6 protein-coding genes are annotated in these 18,302 nt (G+C 49.6%); 1 reads left to right on the forward strand and 5 read right to left on the reverse strand.

Annotated features, from left to right (window positions below):
* Positions 1 to 87 precede the first annotated feature (87 nt).
* Positions 88 to 2,268 (reverse strand): 1,3-beta-galactosyl-N-acetylhexosamine phosphorylase, encoded by a 2,181-nt coding sequence (gene gnpA, locus MHB71_RS21005; RefSeq protein ID WP_340027560.1) that lies wholly within the window; start codon positions 2,266 to 2,268, stop codon positions 88 to 90.
* A gap of 13 nt (positions 2,269 to 2,281) precedes the next feature.
* Positions 2,282 to 3,301 carry a glycoside hydrolase family 88 protein gene (locus tag MHB71_RS21010; protein ID WP_340027562.1) on the reverse strand — a complete coding sequence of 340 codons (1,020 nt, stop codon included), beginning with the start codon at positions 3,299 to 3,301 and terminating at the stop codon, positions 2,282 to 2,284.
* Positions 3,302 to 3,472: 171 nt separating this feature from the next.
* Here MHB71_RS21010 and MHB71_RS21015 point away from each other — a divergent pair, with 171 nt between their 5' ends.
* The gene (locus tag MHB71_RS21015) at positions 3,473 to 4,420 is read left to right on the forward strand and encodes an AraC family transcriptional regulator (protein ID WP_340027563.1); all 948 of its coding nucleotides are present in this window, start codon (positions 3,473 to 3,475) and stop codon (positions 4,418 to 4,420) included.
* A 108-nt stretch (positions 4,421 to 4,528) separates the two neighbouring features.
* Here MHB71_RS21015 and MHB71_RS21020 read toward each other — a convergent pair whose 3' ends face one another.
* The 3 genes from MHB71_RS21020 to MHB71_RS21030 are packed head-to-tail and all read right to left on the reverse strand — an operon-like array spanning position 4,529 to position 18,164.
* Positions 4,529 to 12,220, reverse strand: a complete 7,692-nt coding sequence (locus MHB71_RS21020; RefSeq protein ID WP_340027564.1) for an S-layer homology domain-containing protein — start codon at positions 12,218 to 12,220, stop codon at positions 4,529 to 4,531.
* Positions 12,221 to 12,241: 21 nt separating this feature from the next.
* Complete coding sequence (locus MHB71_RS21025; protein ID WP_340027565.1) at positions 12,242 to 17,431, reverse strand: hypothetical protein; 5,190 nt, start codon at positions 17,429 to 17,431, stop codon at positions 12,242 to 12,244.
* 22 nt (positions 17,432 to 17,453) lie between these two features.
* Entirely contained in the window at positions 17,454 to 18,164 is a 711-nt protein-coding gene (locus MHB71_RS21030) for a serine protease (RefSeq protein ID WP_315370430.1), read from the reverse strand.
* Positions 18,165 to 18,302: the final 138 nt, after the last annotated feature.

Genomic DNA, 18,302 nt, shown 5'->3' on the forward strand with positions numbered 1-18,302 from the left:
CTGCTTTCTTCAGAGTTTTCAGACACGTCCTAATAACTAAAATAGACCGCTCCCTGGTTAAGGAATACGGTCTATCGAGTCATTATTCTATGGGGATACCGATTTTGTTAAACCAATTTTGGTGATCACCGTATCATACGGCTCCAATTCCACGGTCTGTTTTCCATGCTCTGTATTGATCGTCGTGGACTGAACCTGATTGCTATTATTGATCACAACCAATATGTTGCTCTCGGGGTAATAGGCGCACTCCGTATACAAGTTATCCGTGATGTACTTTGTTTCATGGAATTCATTGCCCGCAAATCGAATCAAATTCAGAAGTAGTCTTGTATTTTCCCAGCTGAATTCGAAGGAAGGCAGGTAGATCCCTTTTCCTTTTCCAAAAGCATGTGTGGACAGTGTGATCTGACCATCCGTTTCATTCACTACAGCTGCTGATCCATCAGTAAGATAAATGTTATCTTTCGGAAGTATGCTGGCCCCCTCAGGCACCAAACCATACTCATCATTAACTTCATACGACCATTTTCCATGAACAACCCTTGCACCTGTATCCTCATCTACCCCAAGCACATGGGCCATTCTAAAATAGCTGTCGTACCCGTCCATTGCCGAAGGCTGGTTAATGCCAATAAAGGTACCACCCTCATACACCCATTGTGTCAATAAGTCCACAGACTTGTGGTCACTCCAATGCGCTCCACCGCTCCATGCTGAACCTGCAGAGCCGGCATTGATGACGACATCTACATCCTTCAATGCCCCCTGTCGAATATCATCAAAATCAATAAACTGCACGTCAACAGGCAACCCGGCTAATGCCTCATTCACATGAATCAGATCATGCATATGTGTCTCATGAAAATGACCAGACAAGGTCCACGATCTTAACTTGCCCCAGCTATGCAGCACGGCTACCTTTGTCTTGATCTGATATGGTTTTCCAGCCTGATGCAGCTCTTTCATTTCCCTGAATTCATGGGCGATCTTCTCGATATAATCCACAAAGTCCGGGTAAGGCTCAACCAGATGCAAATATCCACCCAGTCCAATCCGGTCTATCGACTCACGCAGCAGCGCACGCCGGATATTAATCCAGTATTTCTTCGCATCCAGGGTAGGGTCTCCTCCCTCTTTGAAGGTAGGAAGCCCGCCTAAGCCAACTGGGAACAAGTAAGGATGCAAGCGAATCTCATGGGTATCAGCCTTAACGCCGGAGCACATTCTTGCCTCGTAACCGGAGAACACACATTTGATCATGCCGTCGAATCCAAATTCCTCAAAGCGATCATTATACGGCTCCATGCCCACCCAGCTGTCATCATAGAAGACATACGCCAGCTTGTCATGTTTGTGTACAATATCAATTAACTTTTTACCGAATTCAATGACAAAATCATTGATAAATGCCATCCAGTCCAGTTTGCGCTGATCCGCAGGCATATGAGTGACCTGATATTTACCGCCATTCACAAAGTCTTCGGCGGAGAGTGAGTACCCATATTTTTGAGCAAACAGATCCAGCGCTCTCGAACTTACCGTGAAATCGTATGAACCCCAATCCGAGAACAGATGACGATTCCGCTCATCACTGCCCCAGATCCAGGCGAAGTTATAAAATAGGGACGTAAAACGTACAACCGTTGTTTCCGGGTGGCCTTGGCACCACTTTTCCATCCAATCCAGCAAATAGGTTTGGGTGTCTGTATAGATCGGGTCAATCTGCATCAGATGCTCTTTGTCCCAATTATTCGTCGTGTGATTGTACATGGAAATTTCTTCCCATATCCGATAAACCATGAAACTCACGGTGTATTTATGCCAAGGAGCAACGCCGGTAATGACAACATTGCCAGATTCCCTTTCATAATTCCACTGTCCTCTAGGCACCTCTTCCCCAGTCGTTCGATCATAAACTTGCCAATATTTAAACGCTTCTTTCGAATCATTCACCCTGAATTGTTCAGCAAAGAAGTCCTCCATCAGATAGATGGATACATAATCTTGCACAGCAACCTTCGGATTCGTAATGAGAAAACATTGCTGCAGTTTATCCAGATTACGGGATCCCCACTCATTATGATCCCGAATAATGCAAATGGTTGAATAGATGCCGTATCCGGCATTGATAATCTCATCGGACAACTTTGTACCGTCACTGTCACGGATCACATCGGCACCCCAGCGGTTGGCAAGTTCAAGCGTCAGTGCTTCATAACCGGATTCTCCCGGTAGTGTAAAGGAGCCTTTGGTTGGTTTGGACAATGTGGTTCCCTCCCTATCTCAACATATCGGACAGAAAAGCGAGTGCCAGGCCCTGACCCCAGCCCTGAATCCAGTCTTTTGGAATATTGCGATAGCCAGCCCGATCCTTCATTACCGCCGTACCTCCAGATACACCAAGCACGCGTCCATCTTCGCTAATGTTGTTCAGGATGCCTTCCAATGCCTTTTGCACGTATTTGGTATGCAGTGGATTGCCGTTGTTGATCATGGCTGCTGCAATACCCGCGGAAGCTGACACCTCTTCATACGATTCTTCGTCATCCAGAACCGTACGCCACAAGCCATTCTCGGTCTGTACCAGCTTGAGAGCCGCCAATTGATCACGAAGGGCACACTCTACATCCATACATTGCGGATACAAGTACCAGTCGTTCAATTGCGGTTTCACTTGAGACATCGTATAGGCTCCCCAAGCGTTCGCTCTGCCCCAATAAAATCCGGACATGTGGTCCTTGTTGATATTGTTATAACCGTGATACCACAGACTGCTGCTCGGATCTTGCAGGTATTTGATATGCCAGTAATACTGATTCAGCGCATCCTGGATCATGGCTTCATCTTTTAATTTGCTACCTACGCGAAGCAGGAAAAATGCCGCCATAAACAAGGTGTCCGCCCAAGCCTGTTCCGGAAAATCATTGGAAACGGATACCGTATGCTGAAGCACATTGTCTCCAAAGCGAAGCGCATGATTCTGGAGATAATCGACCTTGCTGAGGACAATATCCCAATATTTCTGATCTCCAGTTTCTTCATATAAAGTGATGAGCACATGACCCATGGCACATGTATTTACCGTCCAACTTGGCAGACCCAGCTCGATATATTCGTCCGCCCATTTCACTAGCCTGTCCAGAATCTCTTGATTGCCTGTCGTTTGATAGGCTCTGGATACGCCATAATAAGCCACTCCACCGGGCCAATCCCATGTCAGATCCATATCCAGTGTTTTCTTGGTAACGTTCTCGATTACGTGTAGAATCTGTTCCCTGTCATATTTCACTTGAAGCATTGTTATTCCCCTCTCCCTGTGTACACGCCCCCAAGTGCGCCCTGAGAGGTGTCCGTCCATTTTTGTAAACGCTTTACTTATTCCATTGTACGCAGTAAAATAGTCTCAATCTAAGCATATTCGCAACAAAACTGTGCAATTTCAATCATTTATACATAGGAGTCCTCGAAAATGCCCAAACCGAAGAAACCTGTCATTGAATATCGCCACTACAGCCTGCCCATTGATTTTCCTGTCCTGTTACTCAGTGGAAACCGCTGGAGAATATCCGATATCAAGAGTGAGCATCTTCATTTCCATAACCACATGGAGATTGGCATCTGTTATTCAGATGGAGGCATCATGGAGATTAAGGGGGAATCTGTACCTTTTCGGGCAGGCGACGTCACCTTCATTCCCCGCTATCTTCCGCATACCACATACAGTTCACCTAATAATGCCAGCCTGTGGGCTTATATCTTTTTTTCACCGGAAGAACTCTTCCGTCACTCGCTCAAAACAGCACAAACTCACATTGAACCGAATCTATGGGCGATTCAGGGAACCAATTGCATTCTGAATAAGGAACAGCATCCCAAAATTCATATGCTCGCAACTTCAATCGTTGAAGAAATGAAGCAGCAGTCCCCCTACTATCGGGAGAGCGCGTACGGCTTGTTGATGTCTCTATATATCGAACTGCTTCGAATTCATGCGAGCAGCGAACGCTTGTCATCTCAGGATCAGGAACGGGAACGAGACCTCCAAGGTGACTTGGTTATCTCACCCGTGCTGGAGTTTATCACCAAAAACTATATGATGCCTGTGACCATCGATTACCTCGCTGAACTGTGTCATCTGAGTACAACGCATTTTCGACGCAAGTTCCATGAAATTATGGGAACCACGCCGCTTGATTTTCTGAACAGTACCCGGATTGAAGAGGCATGCAAGCGATTAAAAAGTACGGAGGCCTCCATCCTGTCCATCTCCGAGCAAGTTGGCTTCCGATCCATCTCCAGCTTTAACCGCTGCTTCGCCAAACTGATGGGAGAATCGCCCAAAGCCTGGCGCAAAGGCGCTCATACGGAAGCACAGTCTGCAAAAGCGTCGATATTGGAATTCACGGGTTGGGTATGAATTCACGTACAACATATTGAAATAACCTTTCTCATAAAAAAGATACAAAAAAGCCCGAAAGTCGCAATGACTTTCGGGCTTTTCCAGTTCAAATCAACAACTTCATGTTTACAGCAAATCCAGTTCCACAAGTAATCTGCGGATAAGCGTTGCCATCTCGGCACGAGTTACCGGAGCTTTTGGCTCAAGTGTCGTTGCCGATTTGCCTTGAATCAGACCCAGCTTCACCGCCTGCGCGGCACTATCTTTGGCCCAATCAGACAATGTTGATGTATCGGTATAACCCTCAAGGCTATTAGCTGCACTACTCACAGCTGGTGCAGTATGTCCTGCCATCTCGTATGCACGGATCAGCATGACCATCACTTGCTCACGTGTCATGGCATCCTGTGGACCGAAACGGTTACCGCTGTAGCCCGTCATGAGGCCATAGGCAGTTGCCGTTTGCACCACATCGTTGTACCAATCTGCTGCCTTAACGTCTGTGAATGTTGAACTTGCGCCTGTATCTGGTTTGAGTCCAAAGGCCCTCACCATCAGTGCAGCAAGCTCTGCCCGAGTCATACTACGCGAAGGCTCATAACGAGCAGACGACACGCCATTCACAACCAGACGTGATGCCAGATCATGAACTGCTTCGCTTGCCCAGTGGCCCTTCATGTCGCTAAACGCAGTGTCATATCGGATCGGCAAGTACACGCTGTTGGTCAGACTGCTTGCGATGGCAACCACCCGACCTTCCCGCACTTCGAAGCGAGTAGGCACATGCCGCAAGCTGCCGTCAGACTCAAGAACGACCACGGTCGATACGGAGCGCTCGTCCTCTCCGACCGGCAGGTACAGTTCTTTGGTTGTCATTTTCAAAAGTTTATCAATCTCGATTGACTTGGTACCGTCACTTGCCGTCATGTTGAAGGCAACCGGGGTTCCTCTTGGAATCGTACGTCCCTCACTGGCAAGCTTCGCAGCAAGCCGTTCGTATGCCTGATCCGGTTTACCTACATTTAAGCTTACTTTGATATCCTCGCCCTTTTGCGTCGGGAAAGCTGCTTCAAGTGCGTTCAGATCGATGGCATTCCAATCCAAACGGTAGCTGCCCCAATCGCTTTCCAGATCCATCGAAATGTCTTTGGCAGCGAGTTGTTTAATCAGATCCGCATCCAGTTCGAAGCGTAGTTGCTCCAGTTGGCCCGCAACGTGCAAACGAATTCGCTGACCTTGCTTGACTGCATCCAGCAGCGCTTCTCGCACAGGATGAGCAACCACGGTTGGGCCACTTACGCCTGGCGTAACATCGACCAGCAACAATCCATCCTTCTGCACTGCGTCCAGTTCCAGAGGTATCTTCAGGTCTCGACCTCCAATGGCACTATCGATCGCTACACCACCCACTGTTAACGGACCAACAGGCACATTCGATGCCGGTGGTTTGCTGCCGCCCGAGCTTGGCTCGCTTGGTTCCACGCTTGAAGAGATCCGCTCATTCACCTTCACCGCAGCAGAGGATGCTGTCGTGAGTTTTGGCTCACTCGTTGTTCGTTTGGCGATAACAACCCACTCGCCTGGTTTTGCTTTGATGACTTTATCGGAAGGCAGCGTGTTCCATCCGCTGATATCCTGTTCAAATGTTGGCAACATCACTTGCGATTGCTCCGTGAAAATCCGGTATGCCAGTTCACTGCCAACCATGTTGCCTTTGTGTCCGGCAGCGCTGATCGAGACACGTGTCTCTCCCTTTTTGCCCGTTCCGATCGTGGATGCTTTGATCGTATCCATGTAATCCGGTGGTGCAGCTCCCGTCTTCGGTGCAACAACGGATACAATATCCGTTGTGCTGAGCTCCGTACCTTGCCATGTATAATCGGCCTGGATTAGAGCAACTCCAACACGTTTTCCGTCGAGAAGGCCATCATCTTGAACGGCTGCGTTCGCTTCACCCATAACCACACTGTAGATGATGCTGTCGTTGTCTGCGAGTTCACGAGTTCCATCCGTATACTCCACATAAGTCTGAACCGCAGCTTGTTCTCCACCAGCAACAAGTTCTTCCGGCATAACCAGTTTCAGTCTGCGCGGCAGCTTGAAGTCGCCGTTCAGCACCTCAACAACGGCAGAGTTCACATTGCCTGCCGCGTCCTCGGTTTTAATTCGGAGACGGGTCTTCATGCGGTTTGCATCAATCGGCACCTCATGTTTAAAGACTCCGTTCTCGTCCGGTTTGAACTGTGCCAATTCTTGATCACTATCGGCATCCGTTACCGTCACTTGGGCGTCGGTCATCGTTGTACCCTGTACGAGCGCAACGCCTCCCTGTGCCCGTTCGCCTTGTGAAGGTGAATCCAGATAGATCATCGGAGCCGTCGTATCCATCGTCACGTACAGCATTGTGACTGACGTATCCCCTGTGCTGGTATTGCGAGCTTTGAGCTGGACTGCGTATACACCATCTACCTCAAAGTTGAACTTTAGTTTGTCTGTTGTTGCAAGGTTAGTGGTGCCGAGCGAACCATCGTCCGTCGAAGCCTCTACAACCACGTTTGGCTGATTCGAAGCCACGTTCACGGTCACCTGATTCGAACTTGTAACAACCTCGTATTTGTTGTTGACCACTTGTTTGTTATCGAGTGAAAGCACTGGCCCTGTAGGGGCAGGAAGCAGCTTCGACCCGCTATACGTTGTTGTGGATAAACGAAGATTTGCTTGCTCATCGGAAGCCGGTTGGCGTGCGACCGTAACGCCGATGCGATACGATTTGCCCGACTCCAGTCCGGAATGGCGTACCTCTTTATCCTCCATGGCAATGGTGCCGTCTGCATTGCGTAGTACTTTGCCGTCCGCACCCAGCTTAGGCGTTCCTAGTACATTCCATCCACCTACGGTGACATGATACTTGCCATCCTTGAGCGTGGTTTTCAAGTCGGATTCACTGTATCCTTCTTCGCCGAACGGATCATACAGATGTCCCTGCTCATCCGATGCGGTCAGGATGTAAGTGAACTCCTCCGCTTCTCCTTCGGCTGTTTTGGTGATCGCCGGGAAAGCGACCTCGAACTGCCCGTTACCGATGCTTCTCGTTTCAACCACTGGCACGGCGTTCGGAGCAAACGGATCTACGAGCGTATACCCTTCTTGTGAAGACAAGACAGAGAATGCCATATCCGTTTTCAGTTCCGTACGAAGATAATATGTCCCTTGTTGCAGCAAACCACGAAGGTCTGCTCCGCCGAGATACGCAATCTGCTTCACGTCAAAGGTCATCTCGCCTGATGCACGACCGTCAGCACCAATATCGGCACTTTCGATCTCGATGCCTTTGGCAATCATGATCCCTGGATCAATGGATTCGTCCGGTGTAGGTGTTGCCTGCAAACGGTCCGAAGACAGATACAGATCAACCGTATCTCCAGGCGAAGCGTTGTCCACGGTCCAGTTTGCTGTGAATTGGTCCGCATCCTGTGGATCTATCGCAAGTTCCGTCGAAGACAGTTCCGGTAGTACCGGAATGTTCATCAGCTTGGACTTGACCGATTGACTCGACGTCAGCGTCCAGCTTCCCGTTTTTGCATCGTCCTGTGGAATCGCAACATAGATCCGACGGATATCGGTGCCCTGAAGCTCTTCTTTTTTGGTCACTGTTGTACCGTCACTCTTCAGATCACCCTCTTTAGGTGCTTTGATAATCTGTTCAAACGCCGTTGCGTTCCGATCCGTTGCTTCTCCGTACACGATATCGTACGTGCTTCCGTCGTCACGCTTCAGAGTCAGGGTAGGTCTGGTTGTTGTAAAATACTCTAATTCAAGGAGTGCATCCCCTGTCACTCCGCTCATCGGGATCACATGTGTTTTCCCTCCATTGGACGTACGAATGCCGCCAATTCCGAGATTTTGCGAGCTATCCTCAATCATATCAATGCCGTCCCCAACGGCGGTATACCGAATCTCGTAACGCTCAAGCTCCTCATTCTCCCATGAGGTCGCAAGCGTCTCGATTCCTGTCCCGATCTGTAACAAGCGCGGACCTTGTTCTGGATCATTAATCGACAGGTGTGCGAGTGCCTCGTTATCCAATGCCGATCCATCGGTCATAAACGAGATGCCACCGCCCCAGTAATATTTGATGCCCAAGGTGAGGAATAACAAGGAAATCCCTGCCCACAGCTCATCGTTATTCACGCCTGCACGGGTTCCAAATCCTAAACCGCCGACAACCGGCACTGAACTTGGTATCTGTATTTTGGAGCTGACCATGCCTTCAAAATCGACTCGTCCCTTCTCCAGGTTCTCGCCGATAAAGAGGCTGGCGCTGCCCACGATGATATCCCATCCACCGACATCAATCTGTGCCCTGGCTCGGATAAACATCGGGCTGGCCCATTGGGTCTGGACAAGCGCTTCCGTCAACATCGGGATGACTTTGCTGCCTTCACCAAAGCCGAGTTTGCCCACCACTTTGAATCCGGTAGCTTTGAGCGTCAGGTCTACACTACCTGAGAAAACAGCCGGTTTCTGACCCAGCTCCATGTCGATGCCTGCCTCTAGCGTCAGTGGCAAGCGCTCGGTACCACCCGCAATTGTCATCGCAAGTTCACGGATTGCGCCGCGAATACTTGAGATTTTGGTAGCCGGATTGATCATGATGCCCGGATCAGGAAGGTCCGATCCAAAAGCAATCACGTCAGGAATAATCCGTCCGTCAGGAACCCGTTTAAAGGCAAGCTCCGCACTAATGGAGAACAAGTTCTCTAGCTTCGCCTCGAAGTTAACGCCGTACGAATTCATGACGCCGTATTTGTTCGGATCTTTATAGTGCGTAACATTGATGCCACCTTTTACACTGTCCTCGGAGTCCGGTTTGAACAAACCAATTCTATTATCCAGTTCAAACGCCAGTGAGGAATCAATGCCTACAAAGCCCGATTGGTTGAACATAACGTTGCTTACTTCCCCGTTTACAATAAACATCTTCATTGCACCACCGAAGGACACCCCATCCTGCCGCAGCACAAAGTCATTGAGTTTCAACCCAAAGCCATTCAGCGAGAAGGTAGGTGTTGAAAACAACGTGTGTTTATTAAAGTACACATAGGAGACAAGCAGATTGCGATATGGATTGAGCGCATCGCCCAGCATACCGTTAGCCCAAGTCAGGGTTCCGTTCAGGGTAGGGTCTTCCGGATTGCGTCCTTCCTCCCATGCCTGCTCTTCATCCGTCAGCTTTGATTCCGTTCCGAGTGACTTATCGAATCCGTTGTAGAAATCAACGGTCCATTCGCCGGAATGGAATACGAACCCGCTGTTCGCCACACTTAGGGTACCGTCGCCACCCACAAAGAGGGTTTGCAAAAACGGCGTGTCCGTATTGGCTCTCAAATCTTTGGCGAGCGGGAAGTTCCCTGTTGAAATGGTGAGGTCTTTCCCGCTGTAAGCTACACTCTTGTTGAGAATCGCAGGTTCTGTATCCGATTGAACCGTGTACTGGGCGTTTGCCCCCGTACCGGACTGCACGATCTTACCGCGCACTTCCAGAACAACCTCCTGCTCGGTATCATCATCAAGTCCTTTTTTGAACGTTTCGAATGCCGCTTCATTTTCAAACGTCTGGACCGCATATACCGGCGAAGCCGATGCATCGATGGCTCCAGCTACATCCAGAGCAGGGTCCAGTTTGCGTGATGCTGCTACCATTTCCTGCTTGGCAGCAGTTAGTCTCGCCCGATCCTGATCCAACTTCGTTTTGAACTGCGCGTCCGTCAGGTTACCGTACGTCCATGGCAGCACGCTGGCAAACGTCGCTTTCTCACCAGCACCTGCATTTAGGTCCAGTTTGGTTTTATATACAGCGAGAATGCCGGCTTTGCGAATCCGGTTCTCTTCGTTCTCGGTTATAGAAAAGGTCTGGTCTGTCTTGAAGCTCAGCGCTTCAGCCATCTCGGGAATTGACTTGTCCCGATAGTCCACTTGCACAGCATATTCACCAAGTGGCAAGATCGCGTCGTTCAGCACTTCAAGCGTTGTGCCGTCCGCCTTCACCTTTTCCCCGCCACGATATACCAGCTTCAAATCTCCCGCGAACCCGTTTCCAAGCGGCTGGGATGTTACAGATCGGGTCACCGGCACTTTGTAACGATCCCCGTTCTTCACATTCTCCAGATACATGTCAAAGTTGGCAGCGGTAGACGTTGCTTCATTGCCGACATTGTAGGCAGCGATATTGGACACGTTCAGCGTGATGTACTTCTCGTCCGTGCTGTACGCTTCCTCGGGTGACATGGCGTAGATCAACGTCTCTCTTAATTCACCAACCGGTGGCAGGAAAATAAAACCTGCTCTCGACGATTCATAGATTGCACGAATCTCCGATTCCGGAAGCCCCTCACTCTCTTGAGCAGCCGTCTCCAGCTTTTTCTCTGTCTCCGGGCTGCTCACCGTTACCATATACTGGCGCGTTGAAGGCCAGGCTTTGCCTGTACCCTTCACTCGCCATTTGGCTGCGACGACCTCGCCCGGTTTATACGGAATAAATTCAATGCCCTGTGCAGCTTGTTCCGGCGGAACATCCTTGCGGAAGGTAAGCTTCTGGCTTGTTGCATTGAGTTCCTTCCCATTCTCATCCACAAAGCTCAGACCTTTCTCCAGTGTCAGAGTCACATCGATCTGGCTATGGTTTGTGTTGAACATCTCCAGGTTCTCGATCTCCGTGTTCACTTCGAACACGCCGTCATTAACGTAACCCGTCTCTTCCTCATTGGTCTCCAATTTCTGCGTTGGATCTAGGAAACGAACATCAAATACCTTCTCCGGGGATACAATTTCCCCCAAACCGTACACCAGTTCATACGAGTGCTGGGCGCCAGCTTGAACCATATCAGGCTCCCAATAGAAAGCCACGGCCGTATCGGCTGTACCGTAATCATTTGTATCCTGCGTAAAATCAAGATTCTCGTCCGGTTCATATTCCCATTTCGTTCCGGCAAGATTGGCCCAATGGCCTACCACCATTTCATCAACAATGTTAATACCGCCCTCGAACAAGTTGTTAAATCCATAAGCAATGACATTTGTCGACAGCGGATTGCTTAGATCAATCTTGTCCCGCATCACCCAGTAAGGTGGCAGTTTATGCAGATTGTATGCCTGCTCGTCCACGTTTTTGTCGTAACCGAGTTTCTCTGGCTCGTGAACCAGTTTGCGCTCCACCGTAAGTGGAACGGAATAATTCTGCCCGATCTGGAAGGCCGGGCCGTCATTGCCACCGACCGACGTGTCCAGTAATACACGTGACCCGATCTCTACCTTGGCATTTGTCGTATTCTCCACCACATATTGAACACGGGCATTTCCGCCCTGATCCTTGTCTTCCTTCAACAGCAAAGTGATGACTTGGCTAATGCGAATACCTTGAACGGTCCATACGGTCAAGAGACTTTGAGTACCGTCATTACCCGTTACGACCTTCGGAGGTGTAACCTCCGAGGTCCAGTTCGGTGCCATTTTGTACGGATTACCAAAGATCAGATCCGTTCCGTTAATACGGAACGTTGTGAACGACGTCTCCGGGTTATCTCCACCAAAGATCATATCCACACCGTTATCCTTTTTGCGGATTGGCTGGCCATCTTCTGTACGAATACTAAAGCGCCCACTTGCATTGTCCACTGTTACTTTGATAAACCCGTTCTTAATGGATGTCGTTCCCGCTGAGGAAACGGCCGCTACCGCGATGTGAAGTGGCAAGACGCTGATCAGCATTACCATGGCCATCAACGTTGCGATTATCCGAATGATTTTGTTCCGTCGCATGGGTGAACCCCTTCCGTTTCTCTAATTGGCCCGATTAACAAGCAGCGTGGAGTATACGCGTTCGCGCTCCTGATTTTGCACAATGATGGTGTACCATCCTGCTTTGGGCAGTGTAACCTTGAAGTCTTTGCTGATCAGTTCTTTATAGGTCACTCGGGTGGCGATGTATTTCATCTGTCCTTCGCGCACCAGACCCGGGAAATAATAAATGTCGTACGTGCCGAGTTCGTTCTCCAGCTTGGTTCCGCCAGCGGTCTCGATCGTACGGAAGTTGTTCACATTGAACGTGACTGTACCTGTATTCACGATTGCTGTTTCGGATTCGGTATCCGACAACGGAATGCCATTGGCCGTAACAAACATGCCATCTGTCGAACGAACAAACACCGTTTGGAGCGCGTAGCCTGCATTGCCGAGCTGGTCCTTCGCGGTGTAACGAATGGTGTGTTTACCCGTCACCGTCAGGTTCAGAGGTTTCTCCACGTATTGTCCGCCTTCCAGAACATATTCCGCAGCCGTCACCTGAATCTGCTCCGCAGATGTGAGATTGTCACTCACTGTGTATCCACCCAGATCGGTGACCAGATCGAAGCCTGGTTTGTTTTGCAGAACCGTTGTGGAAGCTTTGTTCAGACGGATCGTTGGTGCCGTGTTATCCAGACCCGCAATCGTAAAGTTGACCTGTTTCTTGTTACCAAGTACGTCTGAAAGTAAAATCGAATGCTCGCCATTGCTGGCGTAGTCGGCGCTAAAGTTTGCTACCGGGGTTGCCCCGGCGTAGATCGTATTGCCTTCTACTACAGATGATGGCATCACAAGACCTACACGCACTTTGCCTTTGGAGTAGGCTTGATCGCCGATCTGCACCAGCTTGCTGTCATCGATGGTCTGTCCATCATTGTCTACTCGAACCATCGTAATCTCTTCTACAGCCGGGATTGATCCAACGAGTGTTGTAATCGCTTCGGATTCCAGCTTTGCATTATTCCCGGCGGCATCTGCCAACGAGAAGCGTGCTTTACTGCCCGAAGTCATGACCAATGAAGATTGGTTCGTCCCCGAGCTATTGGACACCACCTGATAATCCTGAACTTGTCCCTGTTTCGGCAGCACTTGCGCCACAATCAGATTAGACACGATCACATTACTTGTTGTCGGTGCTGCGAAATGAGTAAATTCTCCGTTTGCGTTGTATCCATCACCCGCGCTATCCACGACAGCAGTACCACTACCGTAACGAATCAACGCTTTGAGATCGGGATGATTGTAGTGCATGACAATATCTGCTTCCGGCGGCGTGGTATCAATGTTGCTCACCGTTGCTGTCACACTGCCTGTAAAGCCAACCGCATCTTCGTACTCAAACGTGAATTCTCCGTTCTCGCGGAACGTTTTGGACGACGTTGGCAGATTCGTGATGCGGATCGGTTCACTCGATTGCAGACTTACTTTAACTGTGCTATTCGTTGCCGCAATCGTGGAATACTTCGCATTCACCATTGGCGGAGTATCATCGAAGTTGGAGACGACGATGAACACGGTTGCTGTATTGCTGCCATCCTTCACGGTGAAGGAGTAGCTTCCGTTGCGGTATATTTTGAACCGTTTATTCGCCTCCAGCGTTTCCGGCATTTCCGGGTTGCTGTTTGTTGGCTTCACGGTTTTGCCATCAACGAGGTCGAACAGGATCTCTTGTCCTTCGTTCTGCCCACCATCCTGCAACTTCTCGCCTCCGCGAACCGGCATGATTTGCTCCAATGAAGCAAGCCCATATGCAGGGGGGGCATCCTGAAGCTCGATCTCAGGTGTTACGATATCGCTGATATTGTCGTAGTAACCTTTGAATTTGACCCGAACCTGTGACTTGAGTTGTCCCGAATCATTCGTATCAACAGGAACGCCGACATAGTTCGTATACGGCAGCCAAGTGCTCCAATTGTCTCCGCCGTTGGTGGAAACGGAATAGAAGTACCCTTCCTGTGCTGGCACATCAACCGTCAGTTCCATAATGGCGGTGTACCCGTCATCTCCTGGACCTTCTGTCCGAATCAAACGCGCGCTACCAACAGGTGGTTCACTGCTCAGATAAAACACGGAGAACAGACCACTTGTGTGGTAAAGCTTACTGTTACCCAGGCTATCGCTGGCCTGGACGTACAGGCGGTAATTACCGTTGTCCTTTTTGTTGTCTACCTGCAATGTGATCAAACGATCCGCAGGGGACACGCTCCAGCCCTTGCCTTCCGGATCTGGTTCCTTCTCGTCTTGCCCGTCAACCACTTTGATCCATTGGTGACGAATGTTCTTGGCTGCTACACCGTTAAAGTCCACCAACGTGTCAGACACATCAATCTGTACCGTCTGCTCTGGCATCGGATACAGATAACCCTGCGAACCGAATTTCGTGACAGGTGGCAGATGGTCGAATTTGTACTCCTGATAATAGTAGTAAAAACGTCCGGTATCCTGCTGCTTGATGCGCACATGGGCGTACCAGGCCCCGTTCAACGTTTTGTCGGCAGGGAAGCTGTAGCGCTCGGCGGGTACTTCCCCAAGCTTTGTTTCCTTCGGTGCATTCTCAAAAGCAACCCATTTGCTGTTGCCCACAGGACGTTCAGAACTTTCACTGTATTGATATTCAATCGTATCGATCGGAACACCGGCTACGGTGAAGTCGGGTCCGTCATTAATCGCATAGGTACCCGGATAGGCTTTGAACTTGGTTGAGATAACAAGCACATCGACCGCTTTGGGATCGGCGGTGGCTGAATGGCCCGCCACATCCTCGGCTTTGGCATGCAGCTCGTATTGTCCGCCTTTGGAGATCGCCGGATCATTCAATGTTGATATCTCAGCTTCACCTTGTGCGTTCAGCTCGGCATCCTGCCACCCGGAAGCGACAGGGCTCTTGCCCGCTGCCACGAACTGGTATTGCACCTTGTTATTTTTAATAGAAGAAGTCGGATCAGCGGCCTTAACCGTAATCTTCACATTGTCGGAGTTATTGTCCACGATGTTTGCAACTTCGACGGTTGGATCGTCATTATCAATTTTCAACAGGCCGACATGGTACGACCAATTGGAATCATCCTGTTTGAAATCGGCCAAAGGCCACTGCGTCGTATTGCCGTAATCGGACAGATTTGGCAATATACTTGAGCGATAATATTCCTCTAACTCAGCAGGTGTTGCATCTGGATGTTGGGCAAGGTAAGCCGCACGTTCGTTGCTGCCTTTGTCGTATTGCATCCGCTGACGTGCCGAGTCCCAACTCATATCCGCAGTCCATGTATGCAAGTACCAGTTCCCGTTCAAATCTTTGCCGTCATCCGGCAGTTCTACTGTCATGCCATTCTGTCCGGTAGACAATACAACATCCTGGAAACCAGATGTATACAGTTCATCGGAAGGCTGCTTCTGTGTCAGGGAATACCGTTTCACAGCGGCAAAGTTGTCGTTTTGCCCAGCGAAGGGATCATTCGGACTCTGGTTCAGCACATAATACACGAGCCCTGAACCACTGCCTGGACGGAACAATCCTTTGCTCGTCTGGCCGTTTAAGTCGGGATCGAACGCATTAATCGTGAATGATCCATTTCCCACGTATTGCCCTTCGGGAATGACTTCTCCGTCCTGATTCTCATAAACAAAATTCACTTCAGGTGCCGTGTTGTCCACAGACAATCCAGCCCAATCAATCTTTTTGACTGGCTCAGTAAGCACGTTACCAGCGTAGTCCGTCAGAGCCTTCCCGTCGCCAGGATTACTGGCATGCTCCAAGGCAGCCGTCTCCAGCAATGACGTTTCGATGCTCTTGCCATCTGGAACCGTCATACGGAACGTCCATATATTTGTGTTCTGGCCGCCAACATATGCTGCGGTCAAGCCGTTGGCAAACTTGAGTCGTGTATCCTCGGTCGGAGTAAACGCGCTGATCACCTGTTCGTTAAGGTACACGGTAAAATCAACAACGTCGCCCTTGTTCAGCACAAGTCCCGTAAGTACTTCAGGCTGTACGCCGTTGCGAGATGCTGAGTACTGCGGTACTCGCGCGTCGATAATGGTACGGAACGTACCACTCGGGTTCGCGTTATCGGCAAAAGGAACTGTTCCAATGCCGTTAAAAGCTGCAACGGGATTACCCGCGCCATCGATAAAGCCCGCTGCATTCATCCGTTCCAGCAATGTTGGACGGTCCTCCTCGGAGGGCGCGATCAGGCGCTTCGGATCAATAGGAATGTTGCCTGTGCTATCATTTAACGCAGCCTGATAACGAAAGTTAAAAGTGGAGCGTGCATGAATGTTGCGATCCAGTCCACCCTGCGCAAAGTCACCGTATCCGCTATCTGCGCTTGTTAGATAATAAACGGAAGGATCGAAGCCGTCTCCACCCGGATTACTGAACAGTTCGGTACGCATGAAGCTGAATTTGCCATCAATTCGGTCAGAGGCAAGCTCTGCAAAATCAGGAAACACCGGCTCGCTGAAGTTCAGCGCAAGGTTGAGGTTGCTCCCTTGCTTTAGGAACAATTCATTCTTTTGTACCGCCGGATCAGCATTGAATCGAACTGCACCGGTATGGGTCAGTGTATTGCCGTTGTATGTAGGGGGTGTGATATCCGCGAAATAGAGTTCAATGTCGTCGATGTTCTCTATCGTAAACCCCGTGATCGAAATTTGAATGGTATCATTAGCGCCAAATGAAATCCATGACGAATTTGCGGAGGCCCCTGATTGCATTGCACCCTGCCTATATTTGGAACCTCCATTAACGGAAACATCCAAACTAGCTGCCATTGTCCAGGATCCTGTAAGACGTTTGATTTTCAATAGCATTTTGGCATCACCGCTTTCAGCCAGGCGCTTCAAGACGGGATTGGATTGAACGTTAATCGTTCCGCTGAATCTTGTATCCATTGCGAAACCCTTTTCAAAAGTCATGTAACTCGGTCCCAATGATTTTACATTCTTCAAATCCGTGGATACGCCCTGTGCCTTGCCAGCAAATATTCCAAAGCTGTTCGCTTCGTCCTTCTTCACGTTGTTGTTCCAGGAAGACATGTCTTCCCGATTGATGATTTTACCGCCGCCGTTCGGAATAAGAATATCCGTGTACCCCGCAGCTGCGGAAACGGTCGGTTGGTGTGGCCAGCTCACAGACGTCAACGTCAGCAAGGCAGCAAGCAGGCAGATTGATAACTTTTTGAACATGCGAGATTCCCCTTTTTCCCCATTATGTATTCGACTTCTTCATCAGCTTGCGAATATCTTCGATCGTTACACAGATATGAATGCCAGTCATTGTCCGAAACGAACCGGAGATTAATCCGATTACGCGACCCTCTTCATTTAACAAAGGACCACCCGACATGCCCGCAGACACCTGCGCGGAAGTCAGCAAGCGAATGACATCGTTCACCTCGGCGGTTGGTGCATTCACGATGCCCTCCGTAATGATCTTGCCATCCTTTAGCGGGTATCCGATGGCAAACGATCGTTGCCCATATCTTGCAGACTGCTTGTCCCCTGAGAGGGTAAGGACCGGACGTTTTTTACTATTCTGCACAGACAGCATAGCCACATCGGTATCCATGTCAGCGCTCAGAACCGTTATCTTTTCAATGGAACCATCTTCAAATACAGCTTCGAAAGAAACCCCGTCCTTCACAACATGGGCTGCTGTAAGTGCTCTACCATTACCGATGAGAAAACCGGTACCTACCGTTTTGAGCGTTCCGTCCTTGCGATACGCTTTCAAGTAAAAGACAGCTTGCGCCGCGGACTGATACACTTTTTCAGCTCCCGATACGGCCACTTGTCCGGTTCCAGCGGCTTTGGCAACGGATACACCTGTATATCCATTCAGACATGCCACAGCAATCAGTACAGCCAGCAAGCCAATCATCTGACGCCGCAAACGCCATGATGTGATGCTCCTCTTCATTTCTCTCAACTCCATCAGCCCATAGTCGCGCAAAGATAGGTCTTTCGATGCTTTTTCTGCGTCCGTTCGACATATCTTGCTTCCGCATTATAATGGATCACAATAAACAAGCAATAAACAGAAAAAAATTTGTCGAAA

The sequence above is a fragment of the Paenibacillus sp. FSL H7-0940 genome, from assembly GCF_037979415.1.
GTDB classification, from domain to species: Bacteria; Bacillota; Bacilli; order Paenibacillales; family Paenibacillaceae; genus Paenibacillus; species Paenibacillus amylolyticus.